The sequence below is a fragment of the Burkholderia sp. ZZQ-2 genome (assembly GCF_050768715.1).
Classification (GTDB): Bacteria; Pseudomonadota; Gammaproteobacteria; order Burkholderiales; family Burkholderiaceae; genus Burkholderia; species Burkholderia cepacia.
This window is the reverse complement of the sequence record NZ_LDVA01000114.1, coordinates 1-15,957: the sequence shown is the minus strand read 5'-3', so window position 1 is coordinate 15,957 and position 15,957 is coordinate 1. Positions and strand designations below refer to the sequence as shown.

Here is a 15,957-nt window from a genome sequence, read left to right as displayed (position 1 = left end):
GGCGATGGCGATGGCGATGGCGATGGCGATGGCGATGGCGATGGCGATGGCGATGGCGATGGCGATGGCGATGGCGATGGCGATGGCAAGCGGCGAAGGATCACATCCCGACTGCTCCGGAATCCAGTGCGCGGCGATTGACCAGCGGGCATGTCGACGTAGCAATCGCATCCACGTGAGGACGTTTCCACTGTTACCACGCCGCGAATCGAGAGCTGCCTCGCCCGGCAACCGCCCGCTTTATGCGCATAAACCAACCGACGTACGATGCACCCGCCCGCCTCCTTTCCGGTCGGAACCTCCCATCGTATTGATCTGGCGTGCGGCACCTCGATCCGTCATCCCGCGGCAGAACACCGCTCACCTTTATGCGCATAAACACATCACGCAACGCCGTGAAGCGCATCCCGAACAGCACTCCCCTCTCGTGGTCCGTCGCACGACCCCATCCATCTACTTCCGAGAAGCAGCGAATCCACTCGAAATCCCGCGATCCCGCGCCAACCTCCCCGCCCGGACACCCGATGCAGACTGGCTACAATACGAGGCTCCACCCTCCAGGCTTGAATGATGATCACGATCTACCACAACCCCCGATGCTCGAAGTCGCGCGAGACGCTTGCTTTGATCGAGTCGTTGAATACCACCGGTGCGCCTCTGAATGTCGTCGAGTACCTGAAGACGCCACCGACGGTAGAGGAACTGGAAGCGCTGCATCGGCAGCTTGGCCGCCCGGTTCGAGACATGCTGCGCGACGGAGAGGAACCGTACAAGACGCTGAATCTGGCCCGCGCCGATTTGACCGACGCACAAGCCTACGCGGCGATTGCCGCTCATCCGATTCTTCTGCAGCGGCCCATCGTCGTTTATCGCGGCAAGGCCGCCATCGGCCGGCCGCCCGAATCGGTGCAGGCGCTGTTCGAATAATTCTTGCCCGCCGTATTTTTCTGATTGCATCGGCCGGGTACAAACATCGGCATTCGAAGCCGATACGATCGCCGGACACCGTGCGACCACCACCCGGGCGATCGCAACCAAGCAAGCCGCCCCTAGCCTTCCCCGGACGACCCGTCGTCGTCGTCCGGCCCACGCCCCGCCGCCGCTTTCGCGGCTGTCCGCAGCAGTGCGATCTGACCGCGATAGGCCCTGCAGCCACTGCAGGTCGGCAGGTGTACACGCACCTGCAGGCGCTCGTGCAGGGTCAGATGCCGGTCCAGCGCATCCGACAGCAGTCGCGTCACGTCAGTACATTTCCCCGGCAGCATCTTCGGTCGTCAGTCCTTTTTCACTGAGGCAGGTTCGCAGGCGCGTGCGCGCCCGATACAGCAGCACGCTGCAATGATTCGTCGTCAGCGTCAATTCGCTGCAGATGTCCGTAATCTCGACGTCGAGGAATTCGCGCATCATGAACACGCGCCCGATCTGCTCCGGCAGGTGGTCGAGGCAGGTCTGGAACAGCGTCCAGAACTGCTGCTGCTGCAACAGCGTTTCCGGGCGCGGCCACGGTCGCGGCTTCGCATGCGCGGCCCAGTGCCCGTTTTCCTTGAACAGCTCGCGATCGAGCACCGATTCGCCGTCGAGCTCGGCATCGAGCGCCGACAAGCTCACCGTGCGTTGCCGCGCGCGCAGCACGTCGATCAGCTTGTTGCGCAGGATGCCGAACACCCAGGTCTTGTGGGCCGACAGCCCGGCGAAATCGCCCGCGTGCGACCACGCGGCGGCGAGCGCTTCCTGCACGGCGTCTTCGGCCGCGTCGGCATCGCGGAGCTGGAGTCGCGCGAAGCGCAGCAGGTCGCGCCGCAGTTGCGCGAGATAGGCGGGATCGTCGTATTCGGACGGCATGTCTGGGTTGCGGTGTCTCGAGGCAATCGTGTGTGCCACCAAGCGGGCGCGTAGCGGTGCGAGCAGCTTACTGGGCGCGGTGCCCGCCTGCAATGCATGTTCCGTCACGAATTCACGAAACCGGTCGACGCGCTGCGCTATGCTTGCCGAACCCTGTGTCGCGTGTCGACCTCGACACGCGGCGGGCAGTTTGTAACGTCAGATCATAACGGTCAAGTTATCCACAATTTCTGTGGAAAACCTTGTGGAAAGTGGGCCGGCCGGCCCCGTGGGGCGGTTCGCGGGCTGGCTTGCCTATAAACAGACCTTTGTCGCTCGTTCGGAAGCAATCGATCCGATTCCTCACTCACCGGAAGGAGAATGTCATGTCCTATCGCATCGCTGTGGTCGTCGGCAGCCTGCGTCGCGCTTCGTGGAACCGCGCGCTCGCGCACGCCGTGATCTCGCTCGCCCCCGCCGATTTCTCGTTCGAGTTCGTCGAGATCGGCGAACTGCCGCTGTACAGCCAGGACTACGACGCGGATTTCCCGGAAGTCGCGAAGCGCTTCAAGCAGTCGATCGAAGCCGCCGATGCGCTGCTGTTCTTCACGCCCGAGTACAACCGCTCGATTCCGGGCGTACTGAAGAATGCGCTCGACTGGGGCTCGCGCCCGTGGGGTTCCAATTCGTGGTCGGGCAAGCCGGGTGCGGTGCTCGGCACGTCGCCGGGTGCGACGGGCACCGCGCTCGCGCAGCAGCACCTGCGCAACGTGCTCGCGTACCTCGACGTGAAGACGCTCGGGCAGCCCGAGATGTTCATCAAGCACGATCCGGCACGCATCGACGATCAGGGCCAGATCGTCAGCGAAGACACCCGCAAGTTCCTGCAGGGTTTCGTCGATCGCTACACGGGCTGGGTGCGCTTGCTGAAGTCGGCCTGAGCGTCGCCCCGTTCATGCCGCCGGCGCCGGCCCGCACTTAGCGGGTCACGTGCCGGCGTGTCGCGCGTGCCGTGCGTCGCGCGCTTCGCGGATGCCCAGCAGGATCTCGTCGAGCAGCGCGATGTCGAACGGCTTCGACAGCACGCGGACGTTGACGGTGCGCGTGCGGTCGAGTTCCTCCGCGTAACCCGTGACGAGAATCACGGGCAGCTTCTCCGGCCGCTTCTCGACCGCTTCGGCGAGGTCGATGCCGTTCAGGCTGCCCGGCATGTGGATATCCGAAATCACGAGGTCGAACGTGTCGTTCGCAGCCGCGCCTTCGATCAGGCGCAACGCGTCGTCGGCGGTGGGCGCGTAGGTCACGCGGTGCCCGAGCAGCGACAGCAGCGCTTCGGTGCCGGCCGCGACTTCGCTGTTGTCCTCGACGAGCAGCACGTGCAGGCCGGCGAGCGCGCCCGTGCCCGCGTCGTGCGCGACCGCCGGCGGCCGTGCGACGACATCCTCGGCGCGCGCGCGCGGCAGGTAGAGGCGCACCGACGTGCCGGCACCGACCGCGCTGTCGATCGTCGCGAGGCCACCCGAGCGTTCGCAGAACGCGAATACCTGCGGCAGGCCGAGCCCCGTCCCCATCCCCTGAGCCTTCGTCGTGAACAGCGGCTCGAACGCGCGGGCGAGCACGTCGGGCGCCATGCCCGAACCCGTATCGTCGAGCGAGATCTGCACGAAATCGCCGGTCAGCGGAAAGCCGTCCTCGCGACGCAGCGTCACGTTGCGCGCGCCGACCGTGAAGCGGCCGCCGGCCGCCATCGCGTCGCGCGCGTTGACCGCGAGGTTGATCACCGCGAGTTCGAGCTCGGCGACGTCGACGCGGATCGGCCACACACCGGGCTCGATCGCGACGACCAGCGACGATTTCGAACCGAGCGACGTCTTCAGCAGTTCGCGGCATGTGCCGACCCATTGCCCGACGTCGATCGTCTCGTTGTGCAGCGGCTGCTTGCGTGCGACGCCGAGGAGCTGGCGCGTGAGCGACTGCCCGTTCTTCAGCGCGCGTTCGATCGCGCCGAGCTCCTTGTCGAGATGCTGGACCCCGCGCCGCCGCACGATCTGCACGTTGCTCGAGATGATCATCAGCAGGTTGTTGAAATCGTGCGCGACGCTGCCGACGAGGTTGCCGAGCGCCTGCATCTTGCGCGACTGCCGGTACGCTGATTCGATCGAACGGCGCATCGACGCTTCGGCCTGCCAGCGGTCCCACGCCTCCTCTTCCGCCTTCAGCCGCTTGAGCGACAGCCAGATCACCGACCACAGCGCGACCGACGGCGCGAACATCGAGAGGAACAGCACGCTCAGGTGTTCGTACCATTCACGCCAGATCGCCGACGTGCGATACGAGCACGTCACGTAGACGGGATAGCTGCCGACCTGGCGATACGCGACGATCTCGCTGCTCGCGCCGTCGTGGCGCACCCGCACGACACCGGCGCGCGGATCGTTGCGTGCGTCGCCGAACGTGACGGCGCGGTCGGTGTGCGCGAGTGCCGGCGGCGGCGGATACGACGCGATTACCGCGCCGTCCGAGCGCGCGAGCGCCATCGTCATCGGCGTGCTGGCGCCGCCGAGCAGGTCGCGATAGAACGCGTTGAAATACGACGACTTCAGCGCGATCGACACCATTCCGGCGAACGAACCGTCGCTGTGGCGACGCGCGACGCCCGTGTTGAACACGGGAATGTTCTCGAGCTTGAGCGGCCCCATCATCAGCCGCGAGATGTGTTCGATCACCTTGCCGTCGCGAATGCCGGCGAAATCGTCGCGGTTCGCGATCGACGCATAGGGCGCCGGATAGTAGAGGCTGTTCGCGAGCAGCATCCCGCTCGCGCCGAAGATCGACACGGCCGCCACCTGCGGATAGCCGCCGCCGATCGTGTTCAGCGCTTCGTGGATGTCGGACTCCCTGTTGCGCACGGTCGCATCGTCCATGTCCTGCACGAGATCGACGATGCGCGCATCGAGCGTCTCGCTCAGGTCGAACACCTTGAGCGCGTGCTCCTCGGCAACCCGCACGGTGCGCATCGTCACGTCGCTCGCGGCGGCCTCGCGCGTCTTCAGGTCGTTGTACGCCATCACCACGACGTAGATGCAGGGCAGCACGATCGCCGCGACGAGCAGCACGATCAGCGTCACGCGTCGCACCGCGAAATCGTGCTCGGGCGCACCGGACGCATAGTTGCCGTCGTCCTGCCAGTCGTCGGCGGGCGTGGAGGCGGGAGCGTGGGAATCGGCGGGCCGGTCGGACGTCATCGAGGAAGCGGGTGAGGCGAAGGTGCCTGCCATCATAAACGAGTTGCGACGGCCCGCCGTACGGCCCCGGATGCACCCGGACGCAAGTAATCCTGTCGATTTCGACAGGGGGAATTCGTCAGATTGAAAACGCGACGAATCCGGCAGCGCAAACGTACACAAGGAAAAATTTTGCGTGCTTATCTCGAAAATGGTCGCGGCTGTTTTCGGAATGGCGCATGTTCGGACCGATTCTGTCCGAAATGGTGAATATGGCGAGTTGCATCGCCTCCGGTTTACTCCGAGAATCGCGCCTTGCTTTCCCTATGACAGATATCTGCGCCCGCCGGCATTCGCCGCGCGGCGCGTCGCGCGCGCCCGCGTTGCGGCGCCCGCGCGCGGTTGCAAGGCGGCTGCCCGCGCCCGAACGCATTGGCGCCTCAAGAAGTGCGCCGCGCGGTCGTTAACGCGAGAGAGACCATTCCGTATACCGCTTCGCCCCATGCCTTTGCCGATTGTAATTGCCGACGATTCGCTGCTCGCTCGCAAACTTCTGACAAAGGCGCTGCCGGGAGGCTGGGACGTCGATGTCGCGTATGCCGCGAATGGTCGAGAGGCCTTGGCGCTGTATCGTGACGGCAAAGCTTCCGTAATGTTTCTGGACCTGACGATGCCCGACATGAGCGGATATCAGGTGCTGGAGACACTGCGCCACGAAGATCTGAACACGTTCGTGATCGTGGTATCCGCCGATATCCAGCCGCAGGCGCAAGCACGCGTGCGCGAATTGGGCGCGATCGCATTCGTTGCCAAGCCCGTGACGTCGGAGGCATTGCTGCCCATTCTCAAGGAGTATGGGTTGTATGCCTGACTCGGTGTTCACGGCGGAGCAACGCGACGCGTTGCAGGAGATCGCCAACCTCGCAATGGGCCGTGCCGCCGCACGGCTCGCGTTGTTGCTCGGGCGCTTCATCGAACTGTCGGTGCCGCGCGTGCGGGTCGTGAAAGCGACCGACGCGGGCGATGCGCTGCGCGAGATGACGGGCATCTACGACAACGTGACCGCCGTGCGCCAGGGCTTCCGTTCCGACATCAAGGGCGAGGCGATCGTGCTGTGCCGTACCGCGAGCATCGCGCGGCTCATGTCGGTCGTCGACCGCACGTTCGGCGAAGGCGTGTACGGCGGGATGGCGACACCCGACGAAGTCGTGTTCGACGTCGCGAACGTGCTGATGGGCGCCTGCGTCGCATCGATCCTCGACGAGCTCGGGCGCAAGCCCGTGTTCTTTCCGCCGGGGCTGCTCGGCGCGAACGTGTCGTTCGACGACGTCTTCCAGCCGACCGAGCTGGCATGGAGCGTGGCATTGCTGCTCGAGGTGAACTTCGGGCTCGAGGACCACGCGTTCCGGGCTCACTTCGTGATGCTGATGGCCGAGGATTCGATCCGGCTGATGGGCGACGCGCTCGACGCGTTGCTGTCCGCGCTATGACGGCCGCCACCCCGTCGCTGAGCGATCTCGTCATCGAGCGGGTGGGCTTCGGCCTGTTCGTGCTCGACCGCGCGATGACCGTGCTGATGTGGAATCGCTTCATGCAGGACCACAGCGGCATCCCGGCCGCCGACGTGATCGGCCGCAACCTGTTCGACTGTTTTCCCGACCTGCCGCGCGCGTGGCTGTCGCGCAAGCTCGAGAGCGTGTTCCAGCTCGGCAGCTTCGCGTTCAGCTCGTGGGAGCAGCGGCCCTACCTGTTCCGCTTCGAGCACGACCGGCCGATCACGGGCGGCGTCGACTACATGCAGCAGGACTGCACGTTCATGCCGCTTACGCGCGGCCGCGACGTCGAAGCCGTGTGCGTGACGATCTCGGACGTCACGCACGTGAGCGTGATGCAGCGTGAGCGCGAGGAAGCGGTCGCGAAGCTGCGCGAACACGCGAATCGAGACGGCCTGACCGGCATCGCGAACCGGCGCTTCTTCGAGGCGCGGCTCGGCGACGAATTCGCGCGCTGGCAGCGCTACGGCGGCGACATGTCGGTGCTGCTGTTCGACCTCGACCACTTCAAGACGATCAACGACCGTTTCGGGCATGCGGCCGGCGACGCCGTGCTGCGCGAGACGGCGCGCCGCGTCGCGTCGATCGTGCGTGCGCAGGATACGTTCGGCCGCTTCGGTGGCGAGGAATTCGCGCTGCTGCTGCCGTGCACGAATCTCGACGAGGCGATGCTCGTGGCCGACAAGGTGCGCGATGCGATCGGCAGTGTGCCGGTCGATGCCGAAGGCGTCAGCGTGCCGGTGACGGCGAGTGTCGGCGGCGCGTGTGCAAAGGCGGGCGCGACGACTTGCGACGTGCTCGTCAACGAGGCCGACGCCGCGCTCTATCGCGCGAAGCGGCTCGGGCGGGACCGCTCGGTGGCCTACGCGTAGGCGCACCCGCACCGCCCTGCTGCGCGCGGAGCGAATGCGCCCCGCGCGTGCCGTGCTCAGCTTTTCGCGATGTCGGCCAGCACGCCGGCCAGGACGGCCGGCTGCGACATGAACGGCGAATGGCTGCTGTCGAGCTGGTGCACGTGGGTCGGGTTGCCGGGCGCGAACGCGTCGGCTTCGTCGATGAAGCGCTGCTGCAGCGCGGGCAGGATCACGCGATCCTGCAGGCACTTGATGTAGTGGCGGTCGATCGCGCCCCAGCGCGCGGCCGTCGTCGGGATCGCGGTCGCAAACGGCGCGGCCGGCACGTCGCAGGTCATCAGGTTCGCGACGGCTTCGAAGTCGGCCTGCGGCACGTCGTCGTACAGCGCGCGCTTCGCGAGCTCGCGATACGCGGCGTCACCGCTGCGCGGATCGATGCGCAGCGCGCCGGCGACGCGCGGGCTCGCCAGCATCAGCGGGCCGAGCAGCTCACCCTTGTTCTCGGGCGCGCGCACGTAGTCGAGGCCCGGCACGCCCGACGCGGGCATGAAGGCCGAGAGATAGACGATCTTCGCGATTTTCCCGGGCGCGCGTTCGGCAGCCGCCGTGATCGCGAGGCCGCCCATGCTGTGCCCGACGAGCACGACCTTGCCGTGGCCGAGCGCGTACGCGTCGTCGACCGCCTGCATGACCTGCGTCGCGTAATCGTCGAGCGTCGTGTTCGCGACCGGCGACGGCTCGGCGCCGAACGCATCCTTGTCGAGCGGGCGGGTGAAGTAGGAAACAGGAAAGCGGGCGTTGATACCGTGCGCGGGCAGGTCGCGCGCGATCGACAGGTGGCCGCGCTCGGCCAGCGCGGCCGCAACGTGCGCATAGCACCACGCGCCGTGCCAGGCGCCGTGCACGAGCACGAAAACGGGATGATCGGACTGCGGGGTGGCGCTTGCGTTCGTCTCCATGGTGTCCGGGTCTTCAGATTTTGAGAAAGGTGTCATCTTAGACGAACCCGCGCGCACCCAGACAGGCCGCTTTCGATCTGTCCCTCTTGTCTCGTACAGGCCACATTTCGTCCGTATCCGATATGAATTTATCCCGAAGCGCGCTAATTTGTTGCTTTGCCCGCGATTGCGCCCCATGAACGTCGACTATCTCTTCTATCGGAAGCCGAACAAACCCGGCCCCTATTCGCTCGACGACCTGGGCGACATCGCGCCGCCGATCGGTCCGGGCGACCTGATACGCGCGGGTATCGCACGCGTGTTCGCGCAGATCGACTGGCAGGAATCGCCCGACGTGCCGGGTGCGTGGTTCGGCACGGGCGGCGCGGTGTTCCAGTTCACCGCGGAGCCCGACGGCCACGTGACGAGCTTCATGGGCTCGCGCCTCGAGCGTCGCTCGATGTTGCAGCTCACGCGCGAAATGGGGCTCATTGCGCTCGACCTGCAGCGCGACATCGTCTACGGCTGACGCAGCGCCGGCGCCGCTTCCTGCCCGGGCCGAGCGCCCTTGCCGGCCAACGGCCTCCGGCATGCCGCCGCATGCGGCGAGTGTCCGCCATCGAACTTCAAAGATTGCTATACTTTCGCCCAATTCCGGCTTCCGGCCGGTAATTTGTGCCTGTCTGCGTCGATCGTTCGCATATCTCGCACGCATTTGACGCCCTGACCATCCCAGCCGGGCATGGCTTCTTCAATCGCCCCGCGTGGGTGTCTCCGTGGAGCTTGTCTTGGCCGTTTCCAATTCCGTCGTGGACGAACAAGAAACCGACGCCGCTGCCGTCACATCGGGCAGTTCTTTCTATCTTGCGATGCGCATCCTGCCGGCCGTGCAGCGCGATGCGATGTTCCAGGTCTATGCGTTTTGCCGCGCGGTCGACGACATCGCCGACAGCGACCTGCCGCGCGCCGAGCGCAATGCGGGCCTCGATCGCTGGCGCGCCGACATCGACGCATGCTACGCCGGCCGCCCGCCGCGCCACCTGGCCGCGCTCGACCGCGAGATCCGTGCATTCAACCTGCAGCGCGACGATTTCCACGCGATGATCGACGGGATGGCGATGGATGCGGTCGAAGACATCTGCGCGCCCGACGAGCCGACGCTCGACCTCTTCTGCGATCGCGTGGCGAGCGCGGCCGGCCGGCTGTCGGTGAGGATTTTCGGGATGCCTGAAGCCGAAGGGATCAAGCTGTCGCATCACCTCGGCCGCGCGCTGCAACTGACCAACATCCTGCGCGACATCGACGACGATGCGGCGATCAACCGCTGCTACCTGCCGCGCGAGCTGCTCGCGCGCGAAGGCATCGCGATTACCGACCCGGCGACGATCGTGCGCGATCCGGCGCTGCCGCGCGTGTGCGCGACGCTCGTCGAGCGCGCGCTCGAGCATTTCCGCCAGGCCGACGCGGTGATGGATACGTGCCCGCGTGCGCAGGTGAAGGCGCCGCGCATCATGTCGGGGGCGTATCGCTGCATTCTCGAAGCCGCGATCGCACGCGGCTTCGCCTTCCCGCGCGCGCCGCTGCGCAAGCCGAAGGCGCGCATGCTGATGATCGCCGCGCGCTACGCGCTGTTCTGAGTCGACCGAGTCGATGCCCAGGACCGTCCACGTGATCGGCGCCGGCCTTGCCGGCCTGTCGGCCGCGGTCGAGCTGCAACGCCGCGGGCGGCGCATCGTGCTGCACGACGCGCACGCGCATGCGGGCGGCCGCTGCCGCTCATGGTTCGACGGGACGCTGAACACGACACTCGACAGCGGGCTGCACACGGTGTTCGCGGGACAGCCCGCGACGCAGCGCTACCTGCGCGCGATCGGCGCGGCCGACCGGCTCGCGGGGCCCGCGCTGCCTGAATTCCCGGTCGTCGACGTCGCGTCGCAGCAGCGCTGGACGCTGCGCTTCGGCGACGGGCGCTGGCCGTCGTGGCTGTTCGATGCCGCGTCGCGTGCGCCGGGCACGACGCCGCTCGACTACCTCGCGCTCGCCCCGCTCGCGTTCGCGCGCATGGGCCGCTCACTCGCACAGACGATGCGATGCGACGGCATGCTGTGGGAACGTTGGCTGCGGCCGTATTTCCTCGGTGTGCTGAACGTCGAGCCGCGCCACGCGAGCGCCGAACTCGCGCGTGCGGCGCTGTGCGGCACGTTTGCCGCGGGCGGCCCCGGCTGCCGTCCGCTCGTCGCGCGCGATGGTCTCGGCAGCGCATTCGTCGAACCGGCGCTGCGGATGCTGCAGCACGGCGGCGCGCAGATCCGGCTGAACTCGCGGCTCGACGCGCTCGAATTCGGCGCGCACGGCAATGCGGTCGATGCGATCTCGGTCGGCGGCGAGCGGATCGATCTCGCACCGGGCGACGCCGTCGTGCTGGCCGTGCCGCCCGAGGTCGCGCAGCCGCTCGTGCCCGAGCTCACCGCGCCCGACACGTTCAGCGCGGTCGTGACCGCGTACTTCGCGATCGAGGCGCCGGCCGGCACGCCGTTGCAGACGGCGGTCGTGAACGGTGTCGTCGATGCGGTGCGCACCGGCGGCGGCCAGCTCGCGGCGACGATCCGCGACGCCGGCCGCTGGCTCGACACGCCGCGCGACACGCTTGCGCGGCGCATCTGGGAGGACGTCGCGCGCGTGACGGGCGCGAACCCGGAAACCATCCCCGCGTGGCAGCTCGTCGTCGAGCCGCGCGCGGGCTTTGCGGCGGTGCCGTCGCAGGAAATGAAGCGTCCGGCCGTGCGTACGCGCTGGACCAATCTCGTGCTGGCGGGCGACTGGATTGCCACCGGCTTGCCCGCCACGATCGAGGGCGCGATCCGCTCCGGCCAGCTGGCCGCGGACGTGCTCCAGACACAGTAAGCAACAGAGGGACCGATGAACGATCTCACCGAAATGGCTACCTTGTCCGCCGGCACCGTGCCGGCCGGCGTCGATGCGGCCGTCGCGCGTGCGACCGACGCGCTGCTGGCCGCGCAGAACGCGGACGGCCACTGGGTCTACGAACTCGAAGCCGATTCGACGATTCCCGCCGAATACGTGCTGCTCGTCCACTATCTCGGCGAGACGCCGAACGTCGAGCTCGAACAGAAGATCGGCAAGTATCTGCGCCGCATCCAGCAGGCCGACGGCGGCTGGCCGCTGTTCACCGACGGCGCGCCGAACATCAGCGCGAGCGTGAAGGCGTATTTCGCGCTGAAGGTGATCGGCGACGACGAGAACGCCGAGCACATGCAGCGTGCGCGCCGCGCGATCCACGCGATGGGCGGCGCCGAGATGTCGAACGTGTTCACGCGCATCCAGCTCGCGCTGTACGGCGCGATTCCGTGGCGCGCGGTGCCGATGATGCCGGTCGAGATCATGCTGCTGCCGCAGTGGTTCCCGTTCCACCTGTCGAAGGTGTCGTACTGGGCGCGCACCGTGATCGTGCCGCTGCTCGTGCTGAACGCGAAGCGCCCGCTCGCGAAGAACCCGCGCGGCGTGCGCATCGACGAGCTGTTCATCGATCCGCCCGTCAACGCCGGCCTGCTGCCGCGCCAGGGTCACCAGAGCCCCGGCTGGTTCGCGTTCTTCCGCGTGGTCGACCATGCGCTGCGCGCGGCAGACGGCCTGTTCCCGAACTACACGCGCGAACGCGCGATCCGCCAGGCCGTCTCGTTCGTCGACGAGCGCCTGAACGGCGAGGACGGCCTCGGCGCGATCTATCCGGCGATGGCCAACGCGGTGATGATGTACGACGTGCTCGGCTACGCGGAAGATCATCCGAACCGCGCGATCGCACGCAAGTCGATCGAGAAGCTGCTCGTCGTGCACGACGACGAAGCGTATTGCCAGCCGTGCCTGTCGCCGGTGTGGGACACGTCGCTCGCCGCACATGCGCTGCTCGAGACGGGCGACGCGCGGGCCGAGGAAGCCGTGCTGCGCGGCCTCGAATGGCTGCGCCCGCTGCAGATCCTCGACGTGCGCGGCGACTGGATCTCGCGCCGCCCGCACGTGCGGCCCGGCGGCTGGGCTTTCCAGTACGCGAACGCGCACTACCCGGACGTCGACGATACGGCGGTGGTCGCGGTGGCGATGGATCGCGCGCAGAAACTCCGGCAGAACGACGCGTATCGGGATTCGATCGCACGCGCGCGCGAGTGGGTCGTCGGGATGCAGAGCAGCGACGGCGGCTGGGGCGCGTTCGAACCGGAAAACACGCAGTACTACCTGAACAACATCCCGTTCTCGGATCACGGCGCGCTGCTCGATCCGCCGACGGCCGACGTGTCGGGCCGCTGCCTGTCGATGCTGGCGCAGCTCGGCGAGACGCCGCTGAACAGCGAGCCGGCGCGCCGCGCGCTCGACTACATGCTCAAGGAGCAGGAACCGGACGGCAGCTGGTACGGCCGCTGGGGGATGAACTACGTGTACGGCACGTGGACGGCACTGTGCTCGCTGAACGCGGCCGGCCTGACGCCGGACGATCCGCGCATGAAGCGCGGCGCGCAGTGGCTGCTGTCGATCCAGAACAAGGACGGCGGATGGGGCGAGGACGGCGACAGCTACAAGCTGAACTATCGCGGCTTCGAACAGGCGCCGAGCACGGCGTCGCAGACGGCCTGGGCGCTGCTCGGCCTGATGGCGGCCGGCGAGGTGAACAACCCGGCGGTGGCGCGCGGTGTCGACTACCTGATCGCCAACCAGAACGAAGAAGGCCTGTGGGACGAGGCGCGCTTCACGGCGACGGGCTTCCCGCGCGTGTTCTACCTGCGCTACCACGGCTATCGCAAGTTCTTCCCGCTGTGGGCGCTCGCGCGCTATCGCAACCTGAAGCGCGACAACACGACGCGCGTCACGTTCGGGCTGTAACGCGTGGCGATGCAATCCACCGGCATGCTGCCCGTCATCGCCGTGACGGGGATGGCGTTCGAGGCGCGCATTGCGCGCGGCGACGGCGTCGAAGCGGTCTTCGCCGCGCGCGCCGACCGGCTCGAACGCGCGCTGACCGAGGCGACCGCGCGCGGTTGCGCGGGCATCGTGAGCTTCGGCACCGCGGGCGGGCTCGCGCCCGACCTGGCGCCCGGCGCGCTCGTGATCGCGAACGCGATCGACGGGCCGTTCGGCCGCGTCGAGACCGATACGCGCTGGAGCACGCGGCTCGTCGCCGCGCTGCACGACACGCCGGTGTGGGCGCGCGTCACGCGCGGCACGATCGCGGCCGTGGGCGCACCGGTCGTCAGCGAACAGGAAAAGACGTCGCTGCATCGCGCGAAGGGCGCGCTCGCCGTCGACATGGAGTCGCATATCGCGGCGGCCTTCGCGGCGGCGCGCGGTGTGCCGTTCGCGGTGTGCCGCGCGATCGTCGATCCGGCGTGGCGCACGTTGCCCAGCGCGGCGACGGCCGGCCTGCGCGACGACGGCAGCACGGCGATTCTGCCGATCCTGCGTGAGCTGCTGAAGCAGCCGTCGCAGCTCGGCCCGCTGCTGCAGGTGGCCAGCGACGCGCGCGCGGCGCGCACGACGCTGATCCAGGCGCGGCACGCATTCGAGCGTGCGGGCGCGATGCGGATCGTCTGAGCGGCGTTCGCCGCTTTTCTTACCCCTCCCTTCCTGGCTTTCCTTCCGTTTTTCGCGGACAAATCGCGGACAAAAAAAGAGCGCTGCAGATTTGAACTGCAGCGCTCTTTTTCCTTGCGGCGGTAACCGTTGCAGCGTTACTGCGCGGCCGGACTGCTCGCAGGCGTTGCCGGCGCGGTTGCCGATGCCGCGGCAGGCGCAGCAGCCGGCGTGCTCGCCGGCATCGCACCGTCCGCACCCGGATCGTCGTACTGCGGCAGCCCCGGCGCGGCCGGTGCATTGTTCGGCGCAGCGCCCGGTGTACCGCCCGACTCGCCCGGATCCTCGTAGTTCGGCAACCCCGGCACGGCAGGCGTCGCGGCCGGCACGGCGCCCGATTCACCCGGTTCGTTGTAGGTCGGCAGCGTCGCGGACGACGACTGGCTGCGATACGTCAGCGACTTGCGCTGCTGCAGGTACGCGTCGCGCACGAACGAATACGGATCGAGCGCGGCCTGCTTCAGCAGGTCGGTCGCGCCGAGCAGGTCCGAGCGCGCGCTGATGAACTGCGCGATGTACATCGGGTTGCGCGCGGCCGGCTCGATGTAGTTGAGCAGGTTGAAACGCACGTCCACCGCGCGGCCGACGCCATCGCGGAACGTACTCGGCCCGAACACGGGCAGCACGAGGTACGGGCCCGACGGCACGCCCCAGCGCGCCATCGTCAGGCCGAAATCCTGGTGATGCTTCGGCAGCCCGGCCGGCGTCGCGATGTCGATCAGGCCGGCGACGCCGAACAGCGAGTTCATCGCGACGCGCATCAAGTCCTGCGTCGCGTCGGTGATGCGCAACTGCAGCAGGTTGTTCGCGATGTTGCCGAGGTCGCCGAGGTTCGAGAAGAAGTTGCTGATCGCGGTGCGCACGGGCGTCGGCGTGACCTTCTGGTAACCCTTCGCGATCGGCTGGGCGATGTTCGTGTCGACGGTGTCGTTGAACTTGTACATCGCCCGGTTCATCGGCTCGAGCGGGTCGTTGGGGTTGCGGTTCGGTCCCGTCGCGCAGCCGGTCAGCACTGCGCTGGCGGCAACGGTCGCCGCAATGATTCGCACCTTATTCATTGATTCCTTGCGATTGGTTCTTGGCGCGTTTGACGCGCGGTTTGCCCATCAGGACGGGCTGGAACACCACGGCGCCGATCAGCGTGCAGGTCAGGGCCAGCGCGAGCAGCTTGCCCATGCTCGACGTGCCCGGGTGGTGCGACAGCCACAGGCTGCCGAATGCGGTCGCCGTCGTCGCGGCGCTGAACAGGACGGCGTGCGTGAGGCTCGAGTGCAGCAGCCCGGTTTGCCCCCCGCGCCACGCCATCACGAAATACACCTTGAACGCGACGCCGACGCCGAGCATCAGCGGCAGCGCGATGATGTTCGCGAAGTTGAGCGACATGCCGAGCACGACGCACAGTTCGAGCGTCACGATGCCCGACACGAGCAGCGGCACCAGCGTGCGCAGTACGTCGCCGAAGCGGCGCAGCGTGACCCACAGCAGGATCGTGATCGAGATGATCGACCACAGTGCCGCATGCAGGAACGCGTTGATGATCGTGTCGGCCGAATGCAGGATCGAGATCGGCCCGCCGGTCGCGCCCGGCTCCGCGGCCTTCACGGTCTTCGCGAAGCGGCGCAGCATCGTGTCGTCGTTCGGGTCGACGCCCTTCGGCACCTTCGGCGAAATCTGCACGAGTGCGTGGCCGTCCGGTGCGACCCAGTCGCGCACGAGCTGCGGTGGCAGCGATTCGCGCGTGATGTCCTGCGGCTGCAGCAGCGAGGCGAGCTGGTTGAGCGCGATGCGCAGCGTATCGGAGAACGCACGCTCGGCGCGGTCGCGCGTCGCGGCGTCGGCGGCGGCGAGTTTCGCGAGCGAGGCCGACAGGTGCTGCGCGGCGGCCGCGCCCGGGCCCGGGTGATCTTCGGCTGCGTAGCTCAGCAGG

Annotated in this window: 15 protein-coding genes and 1 pseudogene; 10 read left to right on the top strand and 6 right to left on the bottom strand. The window is 67.5% G+C overall.

The window, feature by feature from the left end:
- The first annotated feature begins 567 nt into the window (after positions 1–567).
- On the top strand, positions 568–927 hold the full coding sequence (gene arsC / locus ABY44_RS06460; RefSeq protein ID WP_059523093.1) for an arsenate reductase (glutaredoxin): 360 nt from the start codon (positions 568–570) through the stop codon (positions 925–927).
- Positions 928–1,049: 122 nt separating this feature from the next.
- On the opposite strand, the gene ABY44_RS06455 is transcribed toward arsC, so the two are convergent.
- The gene (locus tag ABY44_RS06455; RefSeq protein WP_059495285.1) at positions 1,050–1,265 is read right to left on the bottom strand and encodes a zf-HC2 domain-containing protein; all 216 of its coding nucleotides are present in this window, start codon (positions 1,263–1,265) and stop codon (positions 1,050–1,052) included.
- Positions 1,243–1,842: an RNA polymerase factor sigma-70 gene (locus tag ABY44_RS06450; protein WP_042976293.1), complete on the bottom strand. Its 600-nt coding sequence runs from the start codon at positions 1,840–1,842 to the stop codon at positions 1,243–1,245. Before ABY44_RS06450 ends, ABY44_RS06455 begins: the two co-directional genes overlap by 23 nt.
- 365 nt (positions 1,843–2,207) lie before the next feature.
- Here ABY44_RS06450 and ABY44_RS06445 point away from each other — a divergent pair, with 365 nt between their 5' ends.
- Positions 2,208–2,762 (top strand): NADPH-dependent FMN reductase, encoded by a 555-nt coding sequence (locus ABY44_RS06445; RefSeq protein ID WP_011353625.1) that lies wholly within the window; start codon positions 2,208–2,210, stop codon positions 2,760–2,762.
- 45 nt (positions 2,763–2,807) lie between these two features.
- Here the strand turns inward: ABY44_RS06445 and ABY44_RS06440 are convergent, their stop codons facing one another.
- Positions 2,808–5,066, bottom strand: coding sequence for a hybrid sensor histidine kinase/response regulator (locus ABY44_RS06440; RefSeq protein WP_060174098.1), 2,259 nt, complete (start codon positions 5,064–5,066; stop codon positions 2,808–2,810).
- A 481-nt stretch (positions 5,067–5,547) separates the two neighbouring features.
- On the opposite strand from ABY44_RS06440, the gene ABY44_RS06435 reads away from it, so the two are divergent.
- The 3 genes from ABY44_RS06435 to ABY44_RS06425 are packed head-to-tail and all read left to right on the top strand — an operon-like array spanning position 5,548 to position 7,470.
- A complete protein-coding gene (locus ABY44_RS06435) occupies positions 5,548–5,916 on the top strand; it encodes a response regulator (RefSeq protein ID WP_021161390.1) in 369 nt (122 codons plus the stop codon).
- Positions 5,909–6,535, top strand: coding sequence for a chemotaxis protein CheC (locus tag ABY44_RS06430; RefSeq protein WP_021161391.1), 627 nt, complete (start codon positions 5,909–5,911; stop codon positions 6,533–6,535). Before ABY44_RS06435 ends, ABY44_RS06430 begins: the two co-directional genes overlap by 8 nt.
- Positions 6,532–7,470: a GGDEF domain-containing protein gene (locus ABY44_RS06425; protein WP_060174097.1), complete on the top strand. Its 939-nt coding sequence runs from the start codon at positions 6,532–6,534 to the stop codon at positions 7,468–7,470. The genes ABY44_RS06430 and ABY44_RS06425 overlap by 4 nt, the downstream gene beginning before the upstream one ends.
- 56 nt (positions 7,471–7,526) lie before the next feature.
- Here ABY44_RS06425 and ABY44_RS06420 read toward each other — a convergent pair whose 3' ends face one another.
- Positions 7,527–8,411, bottom strand: a complete 885-nt coding sequence (locus ABY44_RS06420) for an alpha/beta fold hydrolase (RefSeq protein WP_060174096.1) — start codon at positions 8,409–8,411, stop codon at positions 7,527–7,529.
- Between the two features lie 175 nt (positions 8,412–8,586).
- On the opposite strand from ABY44_RS06420, the gene ABY44_RS06415 reads away from it, so the two are divergent.
- The 5 genes from ABY44_RS06415 (at position 8,587) to ABY44_RS06395 (ending at position 13,991) form a co-directional block, all read left to right on the top strand.
- Positions 8,587–8,919, top strand: a complete 333-nt coding sequence (locus ABY44_RS06415; RefSeq protein ID WP_027790205.1) for a hypothetical protein — start codon at positions 8,587–8,589, stop codon at positions 8,917–8,919.
- Between the two features lie 259 nt (positions 8,920–9,178).
- Entirely contained in the window at positions 9,179–10,027 is an 849-nt protein-coding gene (hpnD, locus tag ABY44_RS06410; protein ID WP_027790206.1) for a presqualene diphosphate synthase HpnD, read from the top strand.
- A 13-nt stretch (positions 10,028–10,040) separates the two neighbouring features.
- On the top strand, positions 10,041–11,294 hold the full coding sequence (gene hpnE / locus ABY44_RS06405) for a hydroxysqualene dehydroxylase HpnE (RefSeq protein ID WP_060083902.1): 1,254 nt from the start codon (positions 10,041–10,043) through the stop codon (positions 11,292–11,294).
- Positions 11,295–11,309: 15 nt separating this feature from the next.
- Positions 11,310–13,283: a squalene--hopene cyclase gene (shc, locus tag ABY44_RS06400; protein ID WP_021161397.1), complete on the top strand. Its 1,974-nt coding sequence runs from the start codon at positions 11,310–11,312 to the stop codon at positions 13,281–13,283.
- Positions 13,284–13,292: 9 nt separating this feature from the next.
- Positions 13,293–13,991 carry a phosphorylase gene (locus ABY44_RS06395; protein WP_060174095.1) on the top strand — a complete coding sequence of 233 codons (699 nt, stop codon included), beginning with the start codon at positions 13,293–13,295 and terminating at the stop codon, positions 13,989–13,991.
- Positions 13,992–14,128: 137 nt separating this feature from the next.
- Here ABY44_RS06395 and ABY44_RS06390 read toward each other — a convergent pair whose 3' ends face one another.
- Positions 14,129–15,088, bottom strand: coding sequence for an MlaA family lipoprotein (locus ABY44_RS06390; RefSeq protein ID WP_059693247.1), 960 nt, complete (start codon positions 15,086–15,088; stop codon positions 14,129–14,131).
- A pseudogene (locus ABY44_RS06385) lies at positions 15,081–15,957 on the bottom strand (MMPL family transporter); the annotation flags it as partial. The gene ABY44_RS06390 and the pseudogene ABY44_RS06385, both read right to left, overlap by 8 nt.